This window comes from Vibrio sp. 1288 (genome assembly GCF_033344475.1).
Genome location: NZ_JAWPOX010000028.1, coordinates 22,762 through 42,119, shown reverse-complemented (window position 1 = coordinate 42,119; position 19,358 = coordinate 22,762). Strand labels below are relative to the sequence as shown.

16 protein-coding genes are annotated in these 19,358 nt (G+C 44.7%); 4 read left to right on the top strand and 12 right to left on the bottom strand.

Annotated elements, in window-relative coordinates:
* Window positions 1-216 precede the first annotated feature (216 nt).
* The gene (locus R8O11_RS18350; protein ID WP_005377965.1) at window positions 217-594 is read left to right on the top strand and encodes a hypothetical protein; all 378 of its coding nucleotides are present in this window, start codon (window positions 217-219) and stop codon (window positions 592-594) included.
* A gap of 329 nt (window positions 595-923) precedes the next feature.
* Window positions 924-2,597, top strand: coding sequence for an alkaline phosphatase D family protein (locus tag R8O11_RS18345; protein ID WP_318194336.1), 1,674 nt, complete (start codon window positions 924-926; stop codon window positions 2,595-2,597).
* A 78-nt stretch (window positions 2,598-2,675) separates the two neighbouring features.
* On the opposite strand, the gene R8O11_RS18340 is transcribed toward R8O11_RS18345, so the two are convergent.
* The 7 genes from R8O11_RS18340 to R8O11_RS18310 all read right to left on the bottom strand — a co-directional run bounded on the left by R8O11_RS18340 (window position 2,676) and on the right by R8O11_RS18310 (window position 8,660).
* Entirely contained in the window at window positions 2,676-3,779 is a 1,104-nt protein-coding gene (locus R8O11_RS18340) for a phosphoribosylaminoimidazolesuccinocarboxamide synthase (RefSeq protein ID WP_033905133.1), read from the bottom strand.
* 203 nt (window positions 3,780-3,982) lie between these two features.
* Window positions 3,983-4,375, bottom strand: coding sequence for a SulA-like leucine-rich domain-containing protein (locus R8O11_RS18335; protein ID WP_005377962.1), 393 nt, complete (start codon window positions 4,373-4,375; stop codon window positions 3,983-3,985).
* Window positions 4,376-4,787: 412 nt separating this feature from the next.
* The gene (locus R8O11_RS18330) at window positions 4,788-4,970 is read right to left on the bottom strand and encodes a hypothetical protein (protein WP_005377960.1); all 183 of its coding nucleotides are present in this window, start codon (window positions 4,968-4,970) and stop codon (window positions 4,788-4,790) included.
* Window positions 4,971-5,147: 177 nt separating this feature from the next.
* Window positions 5,148-6,122 carry a J domain-containing protein gene (locus R8O11_RS18325; RefSeq protein WP_262584464.1) on the bottom strand — a complete coding sequence of 325 codons (975 nt, stop codon included), beginning with the start codon at window positions 6,120-6,122 and terminating at the stop codon, window positions 5,148-5,150.
* Between the two features lie 76 nt (window positions 6,123-6,198).
* Entirely contained in the window at window positions 6,199-6,858 is a 660-nt protein-coding gene (locus R8O11_RS18320) for an OmpA family protein (protein ID WP_005377956.1), read from the bottom strand.
* A 217-nt stretch (window positions 6,859-7,075) separates the two neighbouring features.
* On the bottom strand, window positions 7,076-7,771 hold the full coding sequence (locus R8O11_RS18315; protein ID WP_005377954.1) for a DUF2786 domain-containing protein: 696 nt from the start codon (window positions 7,769-7,771) through the stop codon (window positions 7,076-7,078).
* A gap of 208 nt (window positions 7,772-7,979) precedes the next feature.
* Complete coding sequence (locus R8O11_RS18310) at window positions 7,980-8,660, bottom strand: DUF3334 family protein (protein WP_005388843.1); 681 nt, start codon at window positions 8,658-8,660, stop codon at window positions 7,980-7,982.
* A gap of 260 nt (window positions 8,661-8,920) precedes the next feature.
* Between R8O11_RS18310 and R8O11_RS18305 the strand changes: the two genes are divergently transcribed.
* On the top strand, window positions 8,921-11,956 hold the full coding sequence (locus tag R8O11_RS18305; protein ID WP_318194335.1) for an FAD-binding and (Fe-S)-binding domain-containing protein: 3,036 nt from the start codon (window positions 8,921-8,923) through the stop codon (window positions 11,954-11,956).
* Between the two features lie 73 nt (window positions 11,957-12,029).
* Window positions 12,030-12,491 carry a methyltransferase family protein gene (locus tag R8O11_RS18300; protein WP_005377951.1) on the top strand — a complete coding sequence of 154 codons (462 nt, stop codon included), beginning with the start codon at window positions 12,030-12,032 and terminating at the stop codon, window positions 12,489-12,491.
* A 110-nt stretch (window positions 12,492-12,601) separates the two neighbouring features.
* Here R8O11_RS18300 and R8O11_RS18295 read toward each other — a convergent pair whose 3' ends face one another.
* The 5 genes from R8O11_RS18295 to hutI all read right to left on the bottom strand — a co-directional run bounded on the left by R8O11_RS18295 (window position 12,602) and on the right by hutI (window position 19,243).
* Window positions 12,602-13,327 carry a DUF3581 domain-containing protein gene (locus R8O11_RS18295; protein WP_017821813.1) on the bottom strand — a complete coding sequence of 242 codons (726 nt, stop codon included), beginning with the start codon at window positions 13,325-13,327 and terminating at the stop codon, window positions 12,602-12,604.
* A 335-nt stretch (window positions 13,328-13,662) separates the two neighbouring features.
* Window positions 13,663-15,198: a histidine ammonia-lyase gene (gene hutH, locus R8O11_RS18290; RefSeq protein ID WP_017821814.1), complete on the bottom strand. Its 1,536-nt coding sequence runs from the start codon at window positions 15,196-15,198 to the stop codon at window positions 13,663-13,665.
* An 11-nt stretch (window positions 15,199-15,209) separates the two neighbouring features.
* A complete protein-coding gene (gene hutU, locus R8O11_RS18285; protein WP_318194334.1) occupies window positions 15,210-16,907 on the bottom strand; it encodes a urocanate hydratase in 1,698 nt (565 codons plus the stop codon).
* Between the two features lie 73 nt (window positions 16,908-16,980).
* Window positions 16,981-17,991: a formimidoylglutamase gene (gene hutG / locus R8O11_RS18280; RefSeq protein WP_033905138.1), complete on the bottom strand. Its 1,011-nt coding sequence runs from the start codon at window positions 17,989-17,991 to the stop codon at window positions 16,981-16,983.
* 1 nt (window position 17,992) lies between these two features.
* Window positions 17,993-19,243, bottom strand: a complete 1,251-nt coding sequence (gene hutI / locus R8O11_RS18275; protein ID WP_318194333.1) for an imidazolonepropionase — start codon at window positions 19,241-19,243, stop codon at window positions 17,993-17,995.
* Between the last annotated feature and the right edge of the window lie 115 nt (window positions 19,244-19,358).

The following is a 19,358-nucleotide window of genomic DNA, read 5'->3' as shown; positions in this document are numbered from 1 at the left end:
TACTTGTGTGTTGTTTTTAGTTTCTTAATTGAAATATTAATCAATTGAATGCTTATATATGGCGAAGCTGTACATCAGTTGTTACAAAGCTGGTTTTAATATTTCCTTTTGTATGTAAATTAGGGCATAAAAGACGAATGTTTTATATCCCATTGCTATATCAAAACAGTTGAACGATATTTGGTATATCTCATTTTCGAGTGTCGGGGGCATAGAATGGATCAACAAGGAAAGACGTGCATTGAATTCGACTACACTAGCTTTTTAGGAGCGACAGGTAGTAAGAAATGGACCTTTTTAGAGGCATTTGCCACCATCGCGCCTATTTTCGGTTTGATGTGGAAACAGAACATTGCGGAATTGAGCAAGCCTGAAGATCGGTTGTGGGATGCCGCATTAAAATCGATGTCTTCTCGTAAAAGTGATGAATCCAATTTGGTCCGCTTAACCCAGCTAGCTAAACATGAAGGGATCAATGAATTGCGAGTCGTTATGCCATATTCGCTCGATGTTCAGCAAATCGAGTACATAGAATCTCGCAGTCAGTTGAAGGTGGATACGTCAGAACAAGATGTCCTTAACATCAAGTTTTAGGCTGAACATTTCCACTTCATCGATGTACCACTTAACAATAGTGCAATGAAAAGCGACCTCAAAGTAGGTCGCTTTTTATTTTGAGGTTTTTGTCGCAGGTCTTAGGAAATGTGATGAATATAGAGTATTTGCACTTAAATTAACAAAAATGTAACGTTTGGAAATGCAATTGTCATAACTAGCTTCTAACTTTGTGTTTTTAGGACAAATTACCGACTAAGTGGTTGGTACTGTAAGTTCGAATTAACGTCCCTTATTGGCATACAAGGATGATCGAGTCACCACGTCATTTGGGCATAAAAACAAACACAATAAGAAAGGAAGTCAATATGTCTTTGTCTCGTCGAGACTTTATGAAAGCTGCCTCTTCAACGGCGATTGTTACCGGGCTGGTGGGCTGTGGTAGCGATGCTAGTGAATCTGCTGCGGTTACCTTTGAGCACGGAGTGGCGAGTGGAGATCCTACTCAAACACAAGTAATCATTTGGACTCGAGTTACGACCTCAGCAAGCTACGCAGATGTAAGCTGGCAAGTTTCTTCTAATGAAAATTTTACTGATATCGTGCAAAGTGGCACTTTCGCTACAGATACGAGCCGAGATTTTACGGTAAAAGTTGATGTTCAAAACCTCAACGCAAATTCTCACTATTACTATCGATTCATGGTTGGAGATGTCACTAGCGAAGTCGGGCAAACTCAAACATTACCAGAGGGTGGTGTAGAAAAGGCATCCATGGCCGTTGTTTCTTGTGCAAACTATCCTGCTGGTTATTTCCATGTGTATCGAGAGATCTTAAATCAACATGAGCAAGAACCGTTTGATGTGGTACTTCATCTCGGTGATTACATTTATGAGTATGGGGCTGGTGGCTACGCTAGTGAAGATGCTGAGGCACTAGGGCGAGAGCCAAGCAAAGGCACTGAATGCATTACCTTAGATGATTACCGAAAACGGTATGCGCAATATCGCCAAGATGCTGATCTGCAAGCGTTACATGCGAGCCTACCAATGATTGCAGTCTGGGATGACCATGAGCTTGCAAATGATAGTTGGAAAAATGGTGCGGAAAACCATCAAGAAGAGGAAGGCAGCTTTAATGATCGTCGTGCAGCTGCGGCTGCCGCGTGGACAGAATGGTTGCCCGTTCGTGAAAACACTTTCTCAAACATGCTGATTTACCGTCAGTTTTCGTTTGGAAGTTTAGTCAATTTGATGATGCTCGACACGCGACTTGTGGGGCGTGATAAACCGTTGGATTATTTCTCGCTCAGCTCACCAACGATGGAAGCGATTGGCGGTTTAGTTGCTCAGTCGCGCAGTCAAGACCGAGAGCTGTTAGGCGGTGACCAACTCGCTTGGCTGATGGATGCGTTCAGTACGCACGACGCAACTTGGAATGTGCTAGGGCAACAAGTGTTAATGTCTCGTATGGAGTTGCCAAGTTCGGTTATGGCCACGATGTTTCAATTGTTTACTGCCACTGAAGAACAAAAAACAGAGGCGTTATTAGCAGTAAACTCTGCGATTACGGGTTACCTCTCTGACCCAAGTTCAGATACCATTTCTCTCCCGTATAACCTAGATGCATGGGATGGTTACTACGTTGAGCGAGAGAAAGTTTATCAACTGGCCAAAGCCAGCAGTGGTAACTTTGTCTGCTTGGCAGGAGATACGCACAACGCATGGGCAAGTGAGCTTAAAGACATATCTAAGCATCCTATCGGGGTAGAGTTTGCGACTAGCTCTGTGAGTTCCCCTGGGTTAGAGGCCTACCTCGCGTTAGACCCTGTCGCGATCGCTCAAATGGAATACACGCTGCCGCACTTAGTGTCAGAATTACAGTGGGCAGACATCAAACAGCGTGGCTTTATGCGCGTTACTTTTACGCCCGGCAAGGCAGAGTCGACCTGGTATTTCGTATCAACGATTAAAGACAAAACATATCAGGTGACGACCAAGTCAGCCTCTACAACAGATGGCACTACGTTAAATATCGGCTAAACTGAGCCTAATACGAAAAAAGTCCGCAAGCTAGTGCGGACTTTTTATTGGAAAGCGTTTAGCAATCTAGCGACAGTGCTAGTCAATCAATCCGTATTCTTTGCTCAGAACTTCGATGATTTCCGCTTTCGGATTCTCACTCAAATGAATCGGCTTGCCTGTAATCTTCTCGGCAATACCAATGTAGGTGCTCGAAATCGCCATCAAAGATTCGACGGGTAAAGCATTATCACGAGCGAGAGCTTCGCGCTCAGGCATACGTTCTTTGTTTAGCAAGATATCTGGGTCAGGGAAGTGGTTAAGTAGGAACTGGCGGAAACCTTCTTTTGAGTTCTCTACGATGTGACCTGCTTGGTACTCTTTAGCATCCCATATACGAGACGAGTCTGGTGTACCCACTTCATCCATGTAAATCAGCTTTTCATTGCCAGCAGCATCATGAACATAACCAAATTCGAATTTGGTATCGACAAAGATTTGGTCTATTTCTTCTAACGCTTGGCTGATAACGTTAAAGCCTTCTTTCAGCAATTTTTCGTAGAGTGCGATATCGTCAGCGCTTGAGAAGTTAAATGCTTCGTAGTTGTCTACGATGTTTTGACGAGTAATATTCACGTCATCCGCTTCTGGCACACCGGGAATGCCTTTTAGAATGCCTTTTGTGGATGGGGTCATTAGCAACTCTGGCAGTGCTTTGTCTTTTTCTAACCCTTCAGGAAGTTGGATTCCACAAAACTCGCGCTCGCCATTTGCGTAAGCGCGCCACATCGAACCCGTGATGTATTTGCGGCAGATGGCTTCGATTTTTACCGGTTTGGCTTTTTGTACAATCCAAACAAAAGGGTGAGGAATGTCTAGAATATGGCTATCTGCTAAGCCATTTTCTTTGAACAGTTTGAACCAGTGATTAGAAATCGCATTAAGCGCAGCCCCTTTACCCGGGACACCATTAAGACCACCTTCAGCATGCCAAATACAATCGAATGCAGAGATTCGGTCGCTAATCACCATGATAGCCAAAGGCGCATCTGGAGCGACATTGTATCCTTTTTCTTTGATCAGTCGGGCGCTGTCTTCTTCAGTTAACCAGTAAACTGAACGAACTTTTCCACTATGAACGGGTTTATGGGTGCGAATTGGCAGGTCGTCATTGACGGCAAGTACTTGATTAGCAAGGCTCATTGCGACATTCCTATCATCTTAATCAAACGTCAGAAAGAGAAGATATTCAGCAAAATGTGGGCGCTGAATAAATCGAATGTGGGCATCATACCAGAACTATTTTAACTCGCCAGAGAAAAAGCAAACGTTTGCCTGTTTTCTTTAATACTAAAAAAGCCCCCTTAAAAAGGAGGCGAGATGCAGGATGGATAACGTCGAACTTATTAGTGGTACTTATTAACTCTGCCTTCGACGAAAAAGACTTCACACTGATAGCGCTGCGCCATGTCGCGCAACATAGATTGATTCATAAGTGCAATTTTATTGGATGCGACAACAGCACTGGCATTGCCTGAGCGGATGGCTTTTATCACGATCTCGACTTCTGAAAGCTGTTGAGAGGGCTTCATTTGAATAACGTTTTTACAGCAAATATTAGAAGCAGTGAGTTGTTCAAAGTCTGGACGAGGGCAGTCTGCTGTAAACAAAATCCATTGTTTCTGCTGCGATAAAACAGCCAGCTTAGATAGAAGCTGATCCGAAACGGCCATGGGCTTAGTTGCTTGTGCCAATACGTTGTAACGAGAGTATGTATGAGATTGACTTTGTAACTGCATCTTACTGTTCCTTTATACATGCTGTATGTGTATACAGTAGTTTGTTTTGGTGACCTGATCAACCAGTTTCTCAAAAGTTATTTGCGGTTTTTTGAGAAGGAAATAAAAGGATTTGATTCTAAGTGATTGAATTTATGTGGTTGTTTTTCATTTTTGATATGTATAACATCAATTTAAAAATGTGAGGTGAGTAGAAAGTTGGACGAGAGACATACAGGGGTTTACTACTGTATATACAGGTGTTTTTCACGGACAGTGGTTTGTATACAGTGGAAGAGGGCTGATAACCGATGCGACATGCTATGTAGGATAGGAGGGAATACGAGATAGAGATTGGAAATAGGCTTGGGCGATCAAAAAAGCGCCTTATAAAAGGCGCTTTTGAAAATCAGTTCCATTGATTCCGTCTTGCTTAGCTCGCTCGTTGCAAACGTTCGCGCATTTGCAATTCGCCTTGGTTAAATAGGCGCACGTCGATTTTCGCCATATCGTAACAAGCTTTACATGAGTAGTGGTGCTTGCCATCTAAATAATCGTGACGAGTTACAAGACTAGGTTTTTTACACCAATCACAGGTGCCTTCTTCAGTGAACATTGATTTTCTCCCCACCTAGATTAATTTGAGTCGTTAGGTGTTATTTTGCGCCGGGCATTATGGCATAAAAGCGCGACTTAAGTTAAATGTCTGTTAATTTGTTTGAGAGGGAGATCGATTGCGGCGCTTGATTATATAGGTCTAAAAGCATGCTAGCCAAAGTATCCTGACCTATTTTTACTGTTTTGTAACATTTTGTGAGACGAGCTTAAAGGCATGATTGAGTCGCTTCATTTCTTCTTCACTGCCTCTTGTGTCAGGATGATAAAGCTTTGATAGCTGTCTATAGCGTAGCTTGATTGCTTGTAAATCAGGGATGTGTTGTGGTGTGTAGCCAAACATAGCACACGCGACGCTTAGCTTATGGTTCTCTGCCTGGGTTTTGGATTTCTTAAATTCTTTGAATACTTTCTCTAGCTGGCGTTTCAGTTGCTTGTTCGTAAACTCTAGCTCTTTTATTTTTTTCGCCATTCGTTGATTTTGGCTTTCCTCTTTGGCTTCAAGCGCTTTTCTATTCTGCTTAAGTTTCTTGATTACGAGAAAACTTAAGCCGCTGATGATGAGTATCGCCGCTAGCCAGATCAGCCATAAAAACGGCGAGTGTTCTACTTTGGGGTTTGCAACTGTGCTTTTCTCTTCCTGTGCTTGCTCAGCCTTTTTATCGAGCGACTTTATTTGCGAGACTTGTTTAGCTCGCAGTTGGTTGAAGCGCAGCTCTAACAGTTGATTATAAGCTTGTTCTGCTGCTGGATTATGCTGAGAAGCCATTTGATACAAGGCTTCAGTCAATTGAGAAGTTGTGACCTTATCTGGATTGCGCTGAATAAAATCGGCGAGAAGAAAGCCACGATCGGTTGGGTCATTGAGTGCGATAGAGGTTAGCCAATATAACGCTTGTGTTTCATTTTTTTCGCCATTTATCCCTTTAGCAAAGTCGTTCGCGAGCTGTTTTTGTGCAGGGAGGTAACCTTGGTTGGCGGATTGCTCTAGCCAGTAGCGCGTTTCTGGTGAGGCTTCAGCTTCGTTTGATGCCAATAATTGTTGTGCGTACTCGTATTGTTCGATGGGGTCATTTGGAGCTTGAGAGGCAAGTGAGTAGCCAGAAAAGCTGAGGCTAAATAAGCAGAGTAGGGCAGACGTTTTGACAGACATTAATATGTCAGGCCTAACGATAATGGTTAGGCCTGCTCCGGTAATTTTTTATTATTACCGTTATGGTGCAACCAAATTACTTCAGTGGCAAGATCTGGATTTCAACACGACGGTTGCACGCACGACCTTCAGAAGTTTGGTTTGAGCAAATTGGGTTACGTTCGCCGTAGCCGCGTGCAATTGCACGACCAGGTGCAACGTTTTGAGATACTAGGAATTGACGTACGGACTCTGCACGGCGCTCTGACAACGTTTGGTTATATGACTCACTACCTGTGCTATCCGTGTAACCGTCAATAACGAGACTGGTATCTGGGTACTCAACTAGGATGCGAGCAACACCGCGTAGAGTATTATGGATACTAGCATCAAGCTGGTAAGAGCTTGAAGAGAAGCCGATACCGTTTTCCATACGCAGTAAAAGCTGATTTTCACCAACACGCTGAACTTGTACGCCAGAGTTTAGCAAAGCGCGACGTAATTCCGCTTCTTGTTGGTCAAAGTAGTAACCAACGCCAGCGCCAGTCGCTCCGCCTGCGGCTGCACCAATGAGTGCATGCTGACGACGTTCTTTAGCATCATCACCCGTTGCTAGGCCGATTGCTGCGCCAGCGATCGCACCAATAAGCGCGCCTTGCGTGGTGGAGTTAGTTTCGTATTCACCCGTTGTTGCATTTTGGCGTTGAGTGGCTTGACAGCCAGTAAGAGCTAGCACTAGAGCTAGTGCAATAGGCATCTTTTTCAAGGGAAAATCTCCGTATAAAACTGAGGCGAAACCATGCCTCATAATGGGATGCGAATTATGAATAAACAAGCATTAATATTTGTTATGAGAAAGTAAGATTGATAAGAGTTTCTGTAAGAAAATTCCTATCAATACTGCCAAAGCTCTCAAAGTAAGCCCCATAGACATCGAAGTCATTGCTGCTTATGTGAATCCTTTACTATCCTGGCTATTTCGATGAATCGCCCAACATTTTGCGTGCTTGTTCGCCGCCCACTCCACGGTTAACTGAAACCTTTCTACCTTTCTTTAAGCCCACTTCGTAGTCTTCAGTTAGGTTTTTCATCGCTTCTTTCAATTGCTTCTTGAACGTTTCGCGGTCAATGTTTTGGAATTCTTTATCAATATAGTCATTAATTTTATTGGCCGACTCTTCATCTGGAGAAATAATTGGCAATTTTTCAATCGCGCCTTCCACCCAGCCAGATACAAATGAGTTCACACGGCGAGTCACTTCCTGAGAAGAGGTGCCGGTGCCAGCAAAGCTGTTTCGGAATTGTCCGGTACTTTCGTTCATCTCGCGATAAACAATATCGAAAGCAAATGCAGCAAAAATAGCGCGATCTGCTTCACCGATAAATTCGACACGTTTGAGCCCTTTGTGATTCAACAATACTGCTTCGACACCGAATTTTGTGTTAATGCCGCGAATCACTCGCAATATGGTAGAACTGATGTTCGCTGGTAGCAAATGAGAAGATTGTGTTTTTCCCATTCTGATGAACTCAATATCGTCTTTATCGAGACCATATTTAAGCATGAGGCGATGTGCCATTTTGATAGCATTGGCAGCCTCATTAACATTAGCGGAATTGCCCAGTTCTAAGCACTTGGCGATTTTTTTCAGAGCTTTTTGTTTATCCATCGACAACCAGTAACGAAAGCAGAAAATTTATGAAGTCAGACATATTACCTTTTTTGACATAAAAACGAAATACAAGGTGGGACTGAAGCTAATTTCAGCACATAAAAAGAAGCCTCGCATTAAGCGAGGCTGGCGTTTTAGTTCGTCGTAATCAGTATGAAGTCGTACTTGTGTCTAAGAAGCCATTCTTCATTAAGATTCGTTAGAATTACAACCCGAGCTGGTTGAGCAAGTCATCGGCATCATCGTTTGATCCCGACGATTTAGATTCTTTCTCAGCCAACTGTTTACGTGTTGCCTCTAAAATGTCGTCTGGGTTTTCGTCTTCAGCAACTTCAAACTCTTCCAGTTGGATGAACTCAGTTTTATCCATTGCTAGTTCGAGATAGAAAATATTGTTGTTTTCGGTGGAGAACGTCACTCTGCGCGCTTGAGGGCGGTCAAGGTTGGTATCAACTTGTAAGATAACTTGCTTATTCAGCGCCAGCATTTTTGGTTGGTTTTGTGTGATGTTCGTTTGCAGGTCTTTACGAATTTTATTGGTGAAATCTCCAACCAGTTGGTTCATTAGCTCACCCAGAACATCTCCCACCTCGTCAGAAGTATGAGATATTGCCAGTTCTTCTTCTGGCATACCCATATTACGCATGTAGTTGGTGTAGATCTCTAATGCGGCTTTTGCCGTAAAGTTAATTACGACCAGCCCGGTAAACCCGCCATCAAACAGAACAAAACAGCCAAAATCTGGCTTGAGGCTAGTCTTGTGGATTTTTTGCACCATTGCTGAATAATTTACTTGAGAAGATGTCGCCGAAGTAAGTACGCCAGAAACAGACTGGCAAAGTTTGAGAAGGATATCTTCAGTGGTCACAATTTTATTTTTTTTCATTCTGAAAACTCATCTAGAAACGCGATTCGTTCCCCAATGTAGGCATCAAGCGTGAAAAAATAAAGCATAAGTTTAATTATTGTATCGAGATTCTGATTTGCTCGTCTTTTTAAATGTTGTAAAGTGACGAAATTCAAAGAGTATTACTTCACTAACTCTTTTGTGGTGTTTTTTCGCTTAGCGCCAATTTGTATGAGAAGTGAGCAAATAATTACACAACCCGCAGCTGATCGGATCAGCGTCGTAGGGGCAGGAAGCAAATGTTACCAAGATTACACTCGCAAACTGATGTCGATCCTCTTGTTCTTAGTTTTCTGAAAGAGCTTGAGCACGCCGGATTCACTGGTGATATCGAAAGCCAATATTCAAGCCGACTAGCGGTTGCCACTGACAACAGTGTTTACCAGCAACTTCCTCAGTCTGTCGTTCATCCCAAAACGACAGAAGATGTTTCTCTCCTCGGGAAACTGAGCAATAAAGAAAAGTACGAACGAATTACCTTTTCACCTCGTGGTGGCGGCACAGGGACCAATGGTCAGTCGCTAACCAAAGGTATTGTGGTGGATATGTCTCGCCACATGAACAAAGTGCTTGAGATTAATGAGAAAGAAGGCTGGGTTCGTGTACAAACTGGTGTAGTGAAAGACCAGTTAAATGACGCTGTTCGCCCTTATGGCTACTTCTTCTCTCCAGACTTATCTACCAGTAACCGTGCAACGATTGGCGGCATGGTCAACACCGATGCTTCTGGTCAAGGTTCTCTGAAATACGGAAAAACATCCGATCATGTTTTGTCGCTACAAGCGGTGTTTGCTGATGGTTCAATTTTAGAGTCGGACTTGTCCCATGGTTACCCAAAAGAAGGCGAGTTTGCTGCCAAGGCGCTACGTGTAACGGAATCCGTATGTCGTGAAAAACGCCAGCAGATCGTAGATAAGTTTCCTCCTCTTAACCGATTTTTAACGGGCTACGATTTAAAAAATGCCTTGAATGAAGACGGTGACCGTTTCGATATCACACGAGTACTTTGCGGCGCGGAAGGTTCATTGGCATTTATTACCGAAGCAAAGCTGAACCTGACGCCAATTCCGAAAGCGCGTACGTTGGTTAACGTTAAATACAACAGCTTTGATTCTGCAATGCGTAATGCACCGTTTATGGTAGAGGCGAAAGCGCTGTCTGTAGAAACCGTTGACTCAAAAGTGCTTAATCTCGCGAAGCAAGATATCGTTTGGCACACCGTGAGCGATTTACTTACCGATGTTCCAAATAAAGAGATGCTTGGCATCAATATGGTGGAATACGCAGGTCAGGACGAAGAGGAAGTTGCTGCTCAGGTTGCAGCGTTGACCGCCAAGCTCGATACCATGTTGGAAACAGAAGAAGCGGGCATTATCGGCTACCAAGTTTGTAACGATGTAGCGAGCATTGGGCGTATTTACAACATGCGTAAAAAAGCGGTGGGTTTGTTAGGCGCAGCAAAAGGTCGTGCTAAACCGGTCGCATTCGCTGAAGATACTTGTGTGCCACCAGAAAACCTGGCGGACTTCATTGTGGAGTTTCGAGAACTGTTAGACAGCAAGTCTCTGAATTACGGCATGTTTGGTCACGTCGATGCTGGGGTGCTTCACGTACGTCCTGCGTTGGATTTGTGTGACCCGCACCAAGAAGCATTGATGCACGAAGTTTCTGATGAAGTGGTCAAGCTGGTGGCGAAATACGGCGGTTTGATGTGGGGTGAACACGGCAAAGGTTTCCGTTCAGAATATGGCCCTGAGTTTTTCGGCGACGAGTTGTTTACTGAACTGAGACGTGTGAAAGCGGCATTCGATCCACACAACAAAATGAACCCGGGCAAAATCTGTACACCGCTGGATAGTGATGCAGAGCTTGTCAAAGTTACCGATACCAAACGTGGTTACTATGACCGTCAGATTGACGTTCAAGTACGTGACAGCTTTAAACAAGCGATGGAATGTAACGGTAACGGTTTGTGTTTTAACTACGATACCAGCTCGCCAATGTGTCCATCGATGAAAGTAACAGCCGATCGTCGTCATTCACCAAAAGGTCGTGCGGGTTTGGTTCGCGAGTGGTTGCGTCAGCTTACTGAGCAAGGCATTGATATTCTTGACTTAGAAAAGCAAACACTAGAAAACAAAACATCAATCAAAACCATGATTGACCGCGTACGTCATTCTATCAATCGTCGTCACGAGTATGACTTCTCTCACGAAGTGTATGAAGCGATGAATGGTTGTTTGGCGTGTAAAGCATGTGCGAGCCAGTGTCCGATTAAAGTCGATGTTCCGAGCTTTCGCTCGCGCTTTTTAAACATCTATCACTCTCGTTACCAACGTCCTGCAAAAGACTATCTGGTTGCAAACATTGAGACTATGCTGCCGATGATGGCGAAAGCGCCAGGTGTCGTAAATGGTGTTTTGAAGCAGTCGTGGGTGAAAAGTTTAACGGCATCTACGGTCGGGTATGTCGATGCGCCGTTGTTATCAGTACCCACCTTGAAACAACGAGTAGAGTCGCTGACAACGCCTTATGATCTGCAAGCGCTCAGTGGTTTGTCTTCGTCTGAAAAGAGCAAGCATGTTTTAATTGTTCAAGACCCATTCACTAGCTACTACGACGCTGATGTCGTTGAAGACTTCGTTAAGTTATTGAAAAAGCTGGGTATGCATCCGGTACTTCTGCCGTTTAAGCCGAATGGTAAAGCACAACACATTAAAGGGTTTTTACGTCAGTTTAAGGACACAGCAGCCGACACAGCGAAGTTCTTGGCGATGGTAGCGGATTTGGATATCCCATTAGTTGGTGTCGACCCTGCATTGGTGCTGTGTTATCGAGATGAATACGCTGAAGTGCTTGGCAGTAAGCGAGGTAATTTCGATGTACTAACAGCCCACGAATGGCTTTACCCAAGACTAGAAGCATTTGAAAGCGGAGAGCATAAGGCGCAGGAACCTTGGTATCTGTTTGCGCACTGTACTGAAAAAACCAAAATGCCGAATGCGGAAAAAGAGTGGGGCGCTATTTTTGCTCACTTTGGTGCAGTTTTGAATACGGTACCTGTTGGTTGTTGTGGTATGGCGGGTACGTTTGGTCATGAGGTTGATAAGTTGTCGATGTCGAAAGATATTTACAATTTAAGCTGGAAGCCAAGCTTAGATAAGTTGGATAACGAGAGATGTTTGATTACAGGCTATTCTTGCCGCAGCCAAGTTAAACGCTTTGAAGGAACGAAGCCCAAGCATCCCGTTCAGGCGCTGTTAACTTTGATATAATCACATCAAATTAAGCCCAGTTTTACTGGGCTTTTTTAGAAGCCACATACAACAATTTCAAAGGATATGAATCTTGAGAAAACTTGAACTCAAAGTCCCACCTGTTGTGGTGTTTTTGTTAGTCATACTTTTGATGTATGGACTTAAAGTTTTGACGCCGAGCATGAACATTCGAGTACCCTTTGTTGAATTTGTAGTAGGTGTATTAACTTTGTTGTCTGGTTACATGGGCATTGCTGGTGTGTATGAATTTCGCAAAGTAAAAACCACAGTAAACCCAGTAAAACCTGAAGCGGCATCTTCTGTTGTAAGAACTGGTGTGTTTGCCTTTTCACGCAACCCTATGTACACGGCATTACTGCTCCTAATCATAGCAACTGGTTTGTGGTGGCAGCACTTGAGTGTGGTGCTTTGTGGCGTGATATTTGTCAGTTATATGAATCGGTTTCAAATCAAGCCTGAGGAACGCGTTCTAGAGCGATTGTTTGGTGAGGAGTATGTGGATTATAAAAATCATGTTCGTCGTTGGCTCTAAGCATTGCGTTTAGTTTTGTTTGGATGAGACATAAAAAGAAAGCCCAACGGTCGACGTTGGGCTTTCTTTTAGTAAACAAGTTTTTTGTGCGCTTCTGATAGGGCAGTCGACTAGGCTGCCTTAACGAACTTTGCTAGGAATGCATCCTTACGTTCATTAAAGCGGCGTACAAGGTCGTCAACCGCTTCTTGGTCATATGGCTTCAAGCCACTTGCAACCATGCGCTTAATACCTTTACCAACGACTTCACCGTCTTCTTTAAACGCAAAGTTTAAGGTGACTACACCTCGTTTTCCTTCTACGTCGAATGTTGCGCCAGTGAAATCCACCTCTGGATGCGTAAGGTCTAAGCGTGAAAATTCGACTTCCATGCTTTCATAAATAACTAATGGACGCTGGCAGTTAATCATCATTTGCTTCTCTTCCATAAGAGGAACCATGATGTGAGGGAAGTTCATACCAGAAAATTGCACGTAATTTGTCACTACATGCTCAATAAATGCCGGATCGTGGTTAGTTTCACCTTCACGGGACATGTGTAAGTATTCTTTACCTGCCTCGTCAACAACAGCGCTTTCTTTGTCACACTTATTTTCAATATGAAGTGCTACACCATCGTTTACCATGCCAGAGAAGTTAAAACGCATCTTTTGGCTAACGCCTTCTTTACTAAGAAGCACAGCGAAAAGTAAATCTCCAGGGACACAAAAGCGTTTGTTGTCTTCATCATGAATTGGGTTGTAGTCACCTGCGACACGTTTTGCAAAGTGGCTTGCTTGTTCGCGAGTGAACTGAAACTGGTGATTAGTGTTTGAAAAATAAGGTGTTAGAAACATAATTTTTACGTAGTAACCAAAACTGTGTGGGATTATATGCGAATATCTGCGTAGCAATGGTCCATCCAGTGAAAACTTCACCGTATCCTAACAATAAGACACTATTTCGGCGGATAAACCGTTAAAAACGCATACTTTAGCAACGCTTTTATTTGTGAAAACAATAAACAACGACCTTTTCGCTCGCCTATCTTTTAAAGTATAGCCATCAAAGTAGACAGGCGTTCATAAATAGTGCCATCAACATGTTTAATCGTATGTAAAAAGGCTCCACGCTGAACGTAGAGCCTTCAAGTCATTATCTGTTTATTCGATGAAATGCCAGTTATGCTTGGTTATTGAACACTTGGTAACAAGCTCTCTGGCATGAGCGTGTTGTGGATAGCCAGCTTAAGCAGAGTATTTGCCTGTTCAATGTCTGGAGCAAAGTAGCGATCTTTATCGTAGAACGATACTTTTTCACGCAACATTTGTTTCGCAATCTCAATACGCTCAGAGGACTTGTTTGGTGCTCTAAAGTCTAGGCCTTGTGCTGCTGAGAGGTATTCTACCGCCAGAATACCGCGAGTGTTTTCGCCCATTTCTTTCAATCTGCGAGCCGCGAATGTTGCCATTGACACGTGATCTTCTTGGTTTGCAGATGTTGGCAAGCTGTCTACTGACGCTGGGTGAGCGAGCGTTTTGTTTTCACTTGCTAACGCAGCAGAGGTCACTTGAGCGATCATGAAACCAGAGTTCACACCACCATTGTCGACTAAGAACGGTGGCAGTTTTGATAGCGCGCTATCGATAAGTAATGCCATACGACGTTCAGACAAGCTGCCGATCTCGGCAATCGCAAGTGCTAGGTTGTCGGCTGCCATTGCAACAGGCTCCGCGTGGAAGTTACCGCCAGAGATGATGTCACCATCTTCAGCAAACACCAACGGATTATCTGATACGGAGTTCGCTTCTACTTGTAATACTTCCGCCGCATTGCGGATTTGCTGTAAACACGCGCCCATCACTTGAGGCTGACAGCGCAAAGAATACGGGTCTTGTACTTTTTCACAGTTAGTGTGCGAATCACCTATTTCACTCGATGTGTCTAACAAATGACGGTATGCGAGTGCTGCGTCCATTTGGCTGCGATGACCACGTACACGGTGAATGCGCGGATCGAATGGACGTCGGCTGCCGAGAGCGGCTTCAACAGACATTGCACCACAAACGGTTGCTGACGCGAAAAGGTCTTCCGCGATAAACAGGCCTTCCAATGCGAACGCTGTGGATGCCTGAGTCCCATTTAGTAGCGCTAAGCCTTCTTTTGGCGCCAGAGTGATAGGCTCTAGACCTGCGATTTTTAATGCTTCTTGCCCGGAAATGATTTTACCGTTGTGGCGAGCTTGTCCTTCTCCCAGTAATACAGTGCTCATATGGGCTAGAGGAGCTAAGTCACCTGATGCGCCAACAGAGCCCTTTTTAGGTACACAAGGGTAAACTTGTGCGTTGACTAGGTCGGTCAGCATATTAATGACTTTTAGGCGAATCCCAGAAAAGCCACGAGACAGACTATTGATTTTTAATACCATCATCAGACGAACCGTTTCATCTGACATAAACTCACCGATACCTGCCGCATGAGAAAGAACGATACTGCGTTGCAGTGTTTCTAAATCTTCTGGTGCTATTCGTGTGTTAGCCAATAGCCCAAAACCAGTGTTAATTCCGTAAACCGTTCTATCTTCCGCGATGACTCGGTCTACGACCTGTGTGCTTTCTTCAATGGCCGGAATGGCTTCAGGATCCAAAGTAAGGTTGACTGGTGAACGGCTCACTTGGCGTAGTTCGTTTAAGCTAATATGACCTGGCTTTAGCGTTAAATTTAACATCTCTTTCATCCTTACTTGAGCTTCTTCAGTTCTTCGTTGAGCATTGGCAAATCTAGCCCTTGCTCTGCTGCACATTGTTTAGCGATATCGTATCCCGCATCAGCATGACGCATGACACCAGTTGCTGGGTCGTTATGCAACACGCGGGCAATACGTTGTGAGGCATCTTCGCTGCCGTCACAGCAGATAACCATACCTGAGTGTTGCGAGAAACCCATTCCTACGCCACCACCGTGGTGCAGTGAAACCCAAGTTGCGCCGCCCGCCGTGTTGAGTAGCGCGTTTAATAATGGCCAGTCTGATACGGCGTCAGAACCGTCCATCATACCTTCGGTTTCACGGTTCGGGCTTGCTACAGAGCCAGAATCTAAGTGATCTCGACCAATGACAACGGGCGCTTTAAGTTCGCCATTTTTCACCATTTCGTTGAATGCTTGACCAAGACGCTCACGATCTTTAAGACCAACCCAGCAAATACGCGCAGGTAAACCTTGGAACTGGATGCGTTCGCGAGCCATATCTAGCCAGTTATGTAAGTGCGGATTATCTGGAATTAGCTCTTTTACTTTTTGGTCGGTTTTATAAATGTCCTCAGGATCGCCAGAGAGAGCAGCCCAACGGAAAGGACCGATACCTTCACAGAATAGAGGACGAATGTAGGCTGGAACGAAGCCAGGAAAATCGAATGCGTTTTCTACGCCTTCTTCCAAGGCCATCTGGCGGATGTTGTTACCGTAGTCGAGTGTTGCGGCGCCGCGATTTTGCAGCTCTAACATCGCTTGAACTTGCACAGCCATGGATTTTTTCGCTGCTTTTACGACCATTGCTTCATCTTGCAAACGCATTTCTGCTGCGTGAGACATGCTCCAGCCTTGTGGTAAATAGCCATTGAGCGGGTCGTGTGCAGACGTTTGGTCTGTTACGACATCAGGCGTGATATTACGTTCTACCAGCTCAGAGAAAACGTCTGCTGCATTACCTAGTAGACCAACCGATACTGGTGTGTCTGACTCTTTAATGATAGCTAGCGCTTCATCTAAAGAAGTCGCTTTCTTATCGACATAGCCTGTACGTAGGCGGTAATCGATACGTGATTCATCACACTCTACTGCAATCATGGAGAAGCCCGCCATTGTACCAGCGAGAGGTTGAGCACCACCCATGCCACCAAGACCACCTGTTAGAATCCAACGGCCATTTGCGTCACCGTCAAAGTGTTTTTTTGCAACAGATACGAACGTTTCGTATGTGCCTTGTACGATACCTTGCGAGCCAATGTATATCCAGCTGCCAGCGGTCATTTGGCCGTACATCATCAAGCCTTGTTTATCGAGATCGTTGAAGTGTTCCCAGTTTGCCCAATGCGGAACAAGGTTTGAGTTTGCGATAAGCACGCGTGGGGCATTTTTATGAGTAGGGAAAACACCAACAGGCTTGCCTGATTGAACTAAAAGCGTTTGGTCATCTTCGAGTCTTTCAAGTACTTCAACAATCTTGTCGTAACATTCCCAGTTTCGCGCTGCTCGGCCAATGCCGCCATATACAACCAGTGAATGTGGATGTTCTGCAACATCAGGATCAAGGTTGTTCATCAGCATACGAAGAGGGGCTTCGGTTAGCCAAGATTTTGCGCGCAGTTTATCTCCGTGAGGTGCACGAATTGTTCTGCTTGTATCAAGTCGTGGATCTTGTCCCTGGCGCTGTGTCATTTCAGACTCCTTTAGTTTCTCGTGATGACCAAGTACTTGCTTGGTCGTAATAATCAGTGGCATCTGGGATGCATTATGGTTTGTGCTGTTTTTCCGCCATTGCGTTGGCGATATCCCAACACAAACGGGCAGCTAATCGTGCTGTTTGACTATCGACGTCATAATTTGGGTTGTATTCGGCGATATCAGCCAGCATTAACTTATTTTTGTAATGAAGAATTCGATCTAAAAAGGGGGCAATTGTGTCGTAACTCACTCCCCGAGCTGCTGGTGCGCTGACTCCAGGTGCGGTTGCAGCAGGGAATACATCCAGATCAATAGTCAAATAGAGGTAGTCACAGTCGTCAATAAAATGCTGAAGCTGAGTTAAGTGATAACTGTGGTTTAAGTAGCAGAGCTGATTGTCCTCTACATACCAAACATTTAACGCATCTGCTTTTTCAAATAGCGCTTTAGTGTTGCTACTGCGGCTTACACCAATACAAGCGTAATGAAAGTCCCAATCGTTACGTTGACAAAAATGGTGAATTTGGTTGAAGGGTGTACCAGAGCTCGGTCTTATGTCGGCGAGGTTACTCTCGAATGCGCGCAAATCGAAATGCGCATCGAAATTGATAATGCCGATTTTAGGCTTCTTCTCTGGATGGTGCGCTTTAAAATATTCCGCTAAGCCGGAAAACGAGGCCCACGCAATCTCATGCCCACCACCCAGCACGATGACTGGCGTATGGGGCAGTGCGCTTGAAATGGTTGCTGCACATAGAGCTTGGCTCTCTTCCAGTAAGTCGTCTTCACACACCACAGTACCTAAGTCATATAGTGGGGCGTCTTGGTGCCATGCTAAATTAGCGAGTGCTCGTCGGATTAAGTCTGGCGCTTTTTTCGCGCCAATGCGTCCTTTGTTTCTCGCAACGCCAGCGTCGGTAGCAAAACCGAGTAATGAGACGCCATGCGCAACGGCACTCAACTCATCTGCTTTTTGGCGTTGAACAACGTGATGAATTCGCTGACCAAGCTTGCCGTCCTCGGCATCATGACGGCCTTGCCAATGAAATAGGGGAGAGTGTAGGTCGAATTGAGACATATTATTGGCCTCCGTGTGAAATGTATTCACCATTTACTATACGACCTACCAGACGTTTTGCTCCGACTTGATAGCTTAAATCCGCAGGGCTTTCGATATCCCATATAGAGAAGTCCGCATCAAACCCTACTTTGATTTCGCCACGTGAGTTTTGATAACCCAGAGCTTTGGCTGCATGTTGCGTTACACCACGCAGTGCTTCTTGCGGTGTAAGGCGAAATAGCGTGCACGCCATATTCAGCATGAGTGTGAGATCAGAAAATGGTGATGTACCTGGGTTGACGTCCGTAGCAATTGCCATCGGCACGTTATGCTCTCTCAACAACTCAATCGGTGGTAACTGAGTTTCTCTTAGAAAATAAAAAGCGCCAGGCAATAGAGTGGCGACGGTGTTTGATCGAGCAAGTGCTTTAACACCTTGCTCATCTAAAAACTCGATGTGATCCGCTGACAGACCGTTGTATTGCGCAGTGAGGGCTGTACCACCGAGATTAGAAAGTTGCTCAGTATGCCCTTTAACCTTTAAGCCGTGGCGTTTTGCAGCTACAAACACTTTTTCTGTTTGTTCAAGATTGAAACCAATCGATTCACAAAAAACATCGACACTCGTAGCTAATTCTTCCTTTGCGACAACAGGGATTATGTCCTGACAAATGTGCTCAATATAATCATCTGCACGACCTTGGAACTCTGGCGGAATGGCGTGAGCGGCGAGAAGTGTAGTCGTGATTTTAACTTTGCGCTCTTGTTCAAGCATTTTGGCTGCACGGAGCATTTTTACTTCATCATTCAGTGTCAATCCGTAGCCTGATTTCACTTCGACAGAAGTGACGCCGCTCGCGAGTAGCCCGTCTAAACGTGGCAACGCTAACTCAACTAACTGCGCTTCGGTTGCTGAACGCGTCGCATGCACCGTTGAAAGTATCCCACCGCCTTGTTTGGAAATTTCTTGATATGGCACGCCGCTTAAGCGCATTTCAAATTCGTTGGCACGATTGCCCGCGTAAATAAGATGAGTGTGGCAGTCGATCAAACCTGGCAGAACTAACTTGCCTTGAAGGTCGATACTCTGAGCGTAATGTTGGGCAGACAGCAGAGACTCGGTTTGCGGTGCGTCTTCACCAATGGCACAAGTACTGATCGCAACGATTTTTCCAGATTTAATACCAATGCGCGCTGGAGGCGTTGGAAGGTATCCGCATTCTCCCGATTGCATGGTAACTAGACGTGCGTTTTCAATCAGCAAATCCATGTTTGTGTCCCTGTGTTTATTTGTATCATTAAATGTATATACAAATAAATAGAGCAAAATAAGAACACTGACAAGATTGATGTTGCTAAAATGTGATCAAAACGTAGATCTAGAG

Bases quoted from the DNA above. Each gene is read 5' to 3' on its own strand.
- R8O11_RS18350 (WP_005377965.1), top strand. From the start codon at position 217: ATGGATCAACAAGGAAAGACGTGCATTGAATTCGACTACACTAGCTTT.
- R8O11_RS18345 (WP_318194336.1), top strand. From the start codon at position 924: ATGTCTTTGTCTCGTCGAGACTTTATGAAAGCTGCCTCTTCAACGGCG.
- R8O11_RS18340 (WP_033905133.1), bottom strand. From the start codon at position 3,779: ATGAGCCTTGCTAATCAAGTACTTGCCGTCAATGACGACCTGCCAATT.
- R8O11_RS18335 (WP_005377962.1), bottom strand. From the start codon at position 4,375: ATGCAGTTACAAAGTCAATCTCATACATACTCTCGTTACAACGTATTG.
- R8O11_RS18330 (WP_005377960.1), bottom strand. From the start codon at position 4,970: ATGTTCACTGAAGAAGGCACCTGTGATTGGTGTAAAAAACCTAGTCTT.
- R8O11_RS18325 (WP_262584464.1), bottom strand. From the start codon at position 6,122: ATGTCTGTCAAAACGTCTGCCCTACTCTGCTTATTTAGCCTCAGCTTT.
- R8O11_RS18320 (WP_005377956.1), bottom strand. From the start codon at position 6,858: ATGCCTATTGCACTAGCTCTAGTGCTAGCTCTTACTGGCTGTCAAGCC.
- R8O11_RS18315 (WP_005377954.1), bottom strand. From the start codon at position 7,771: ATGGATAAACAAAAAGCTCTGAAAAAAATCGCCAAGTGCTTAGAACTG.
- R8O11_RS18310 (WP_005388843.1), bottom strand. From the start codon at position 8,660: ATGAAAAAAAATAAAATTGTGACCACTGAAGATATCCTTCTCAAACTT.
- R8O11_RS18305 (WP_318194335.1), top strand. From the start codon at position 8,921: ATGTTACCAAGATTACACTCGCAAACTGATGTCGATCCTCTTGTTCTT.
- R8O11_RS18295 (WP_017821813.1), bottom strand. From the start codon at position 13,327: ATGTTTCTAACACCTTATTTTTCAAACACTAATCACCAGTTTCAGTTC.
- hutH (WP_017821814.1), bottom strand. From the start codon at position 15,198: ATGTTAAATTTAACGCTAAAGCCAGGTCATATTAGCTTAAACGAACTA.
- hutU (WP_318194334.1), bottom strand. From the start codon at position 16,907: ATGACACAGCGCCAGGGACAAGATCCACGACTTGATACAAGCAGAACA.
- hutG (WP_033905138.1), bottom strand. From the start codon at position 17,991: ATGTCTCAATTCGACCTACACTCTCCCCTATTTCATTGGCAAGGCCGT.
- hutI (WP_318194333.1), bottom strand. From the start codon at position 19,243: ATGGATTTGCTGATTGAAAACGCACGTCTAGTTACCATGCAATCGGGA.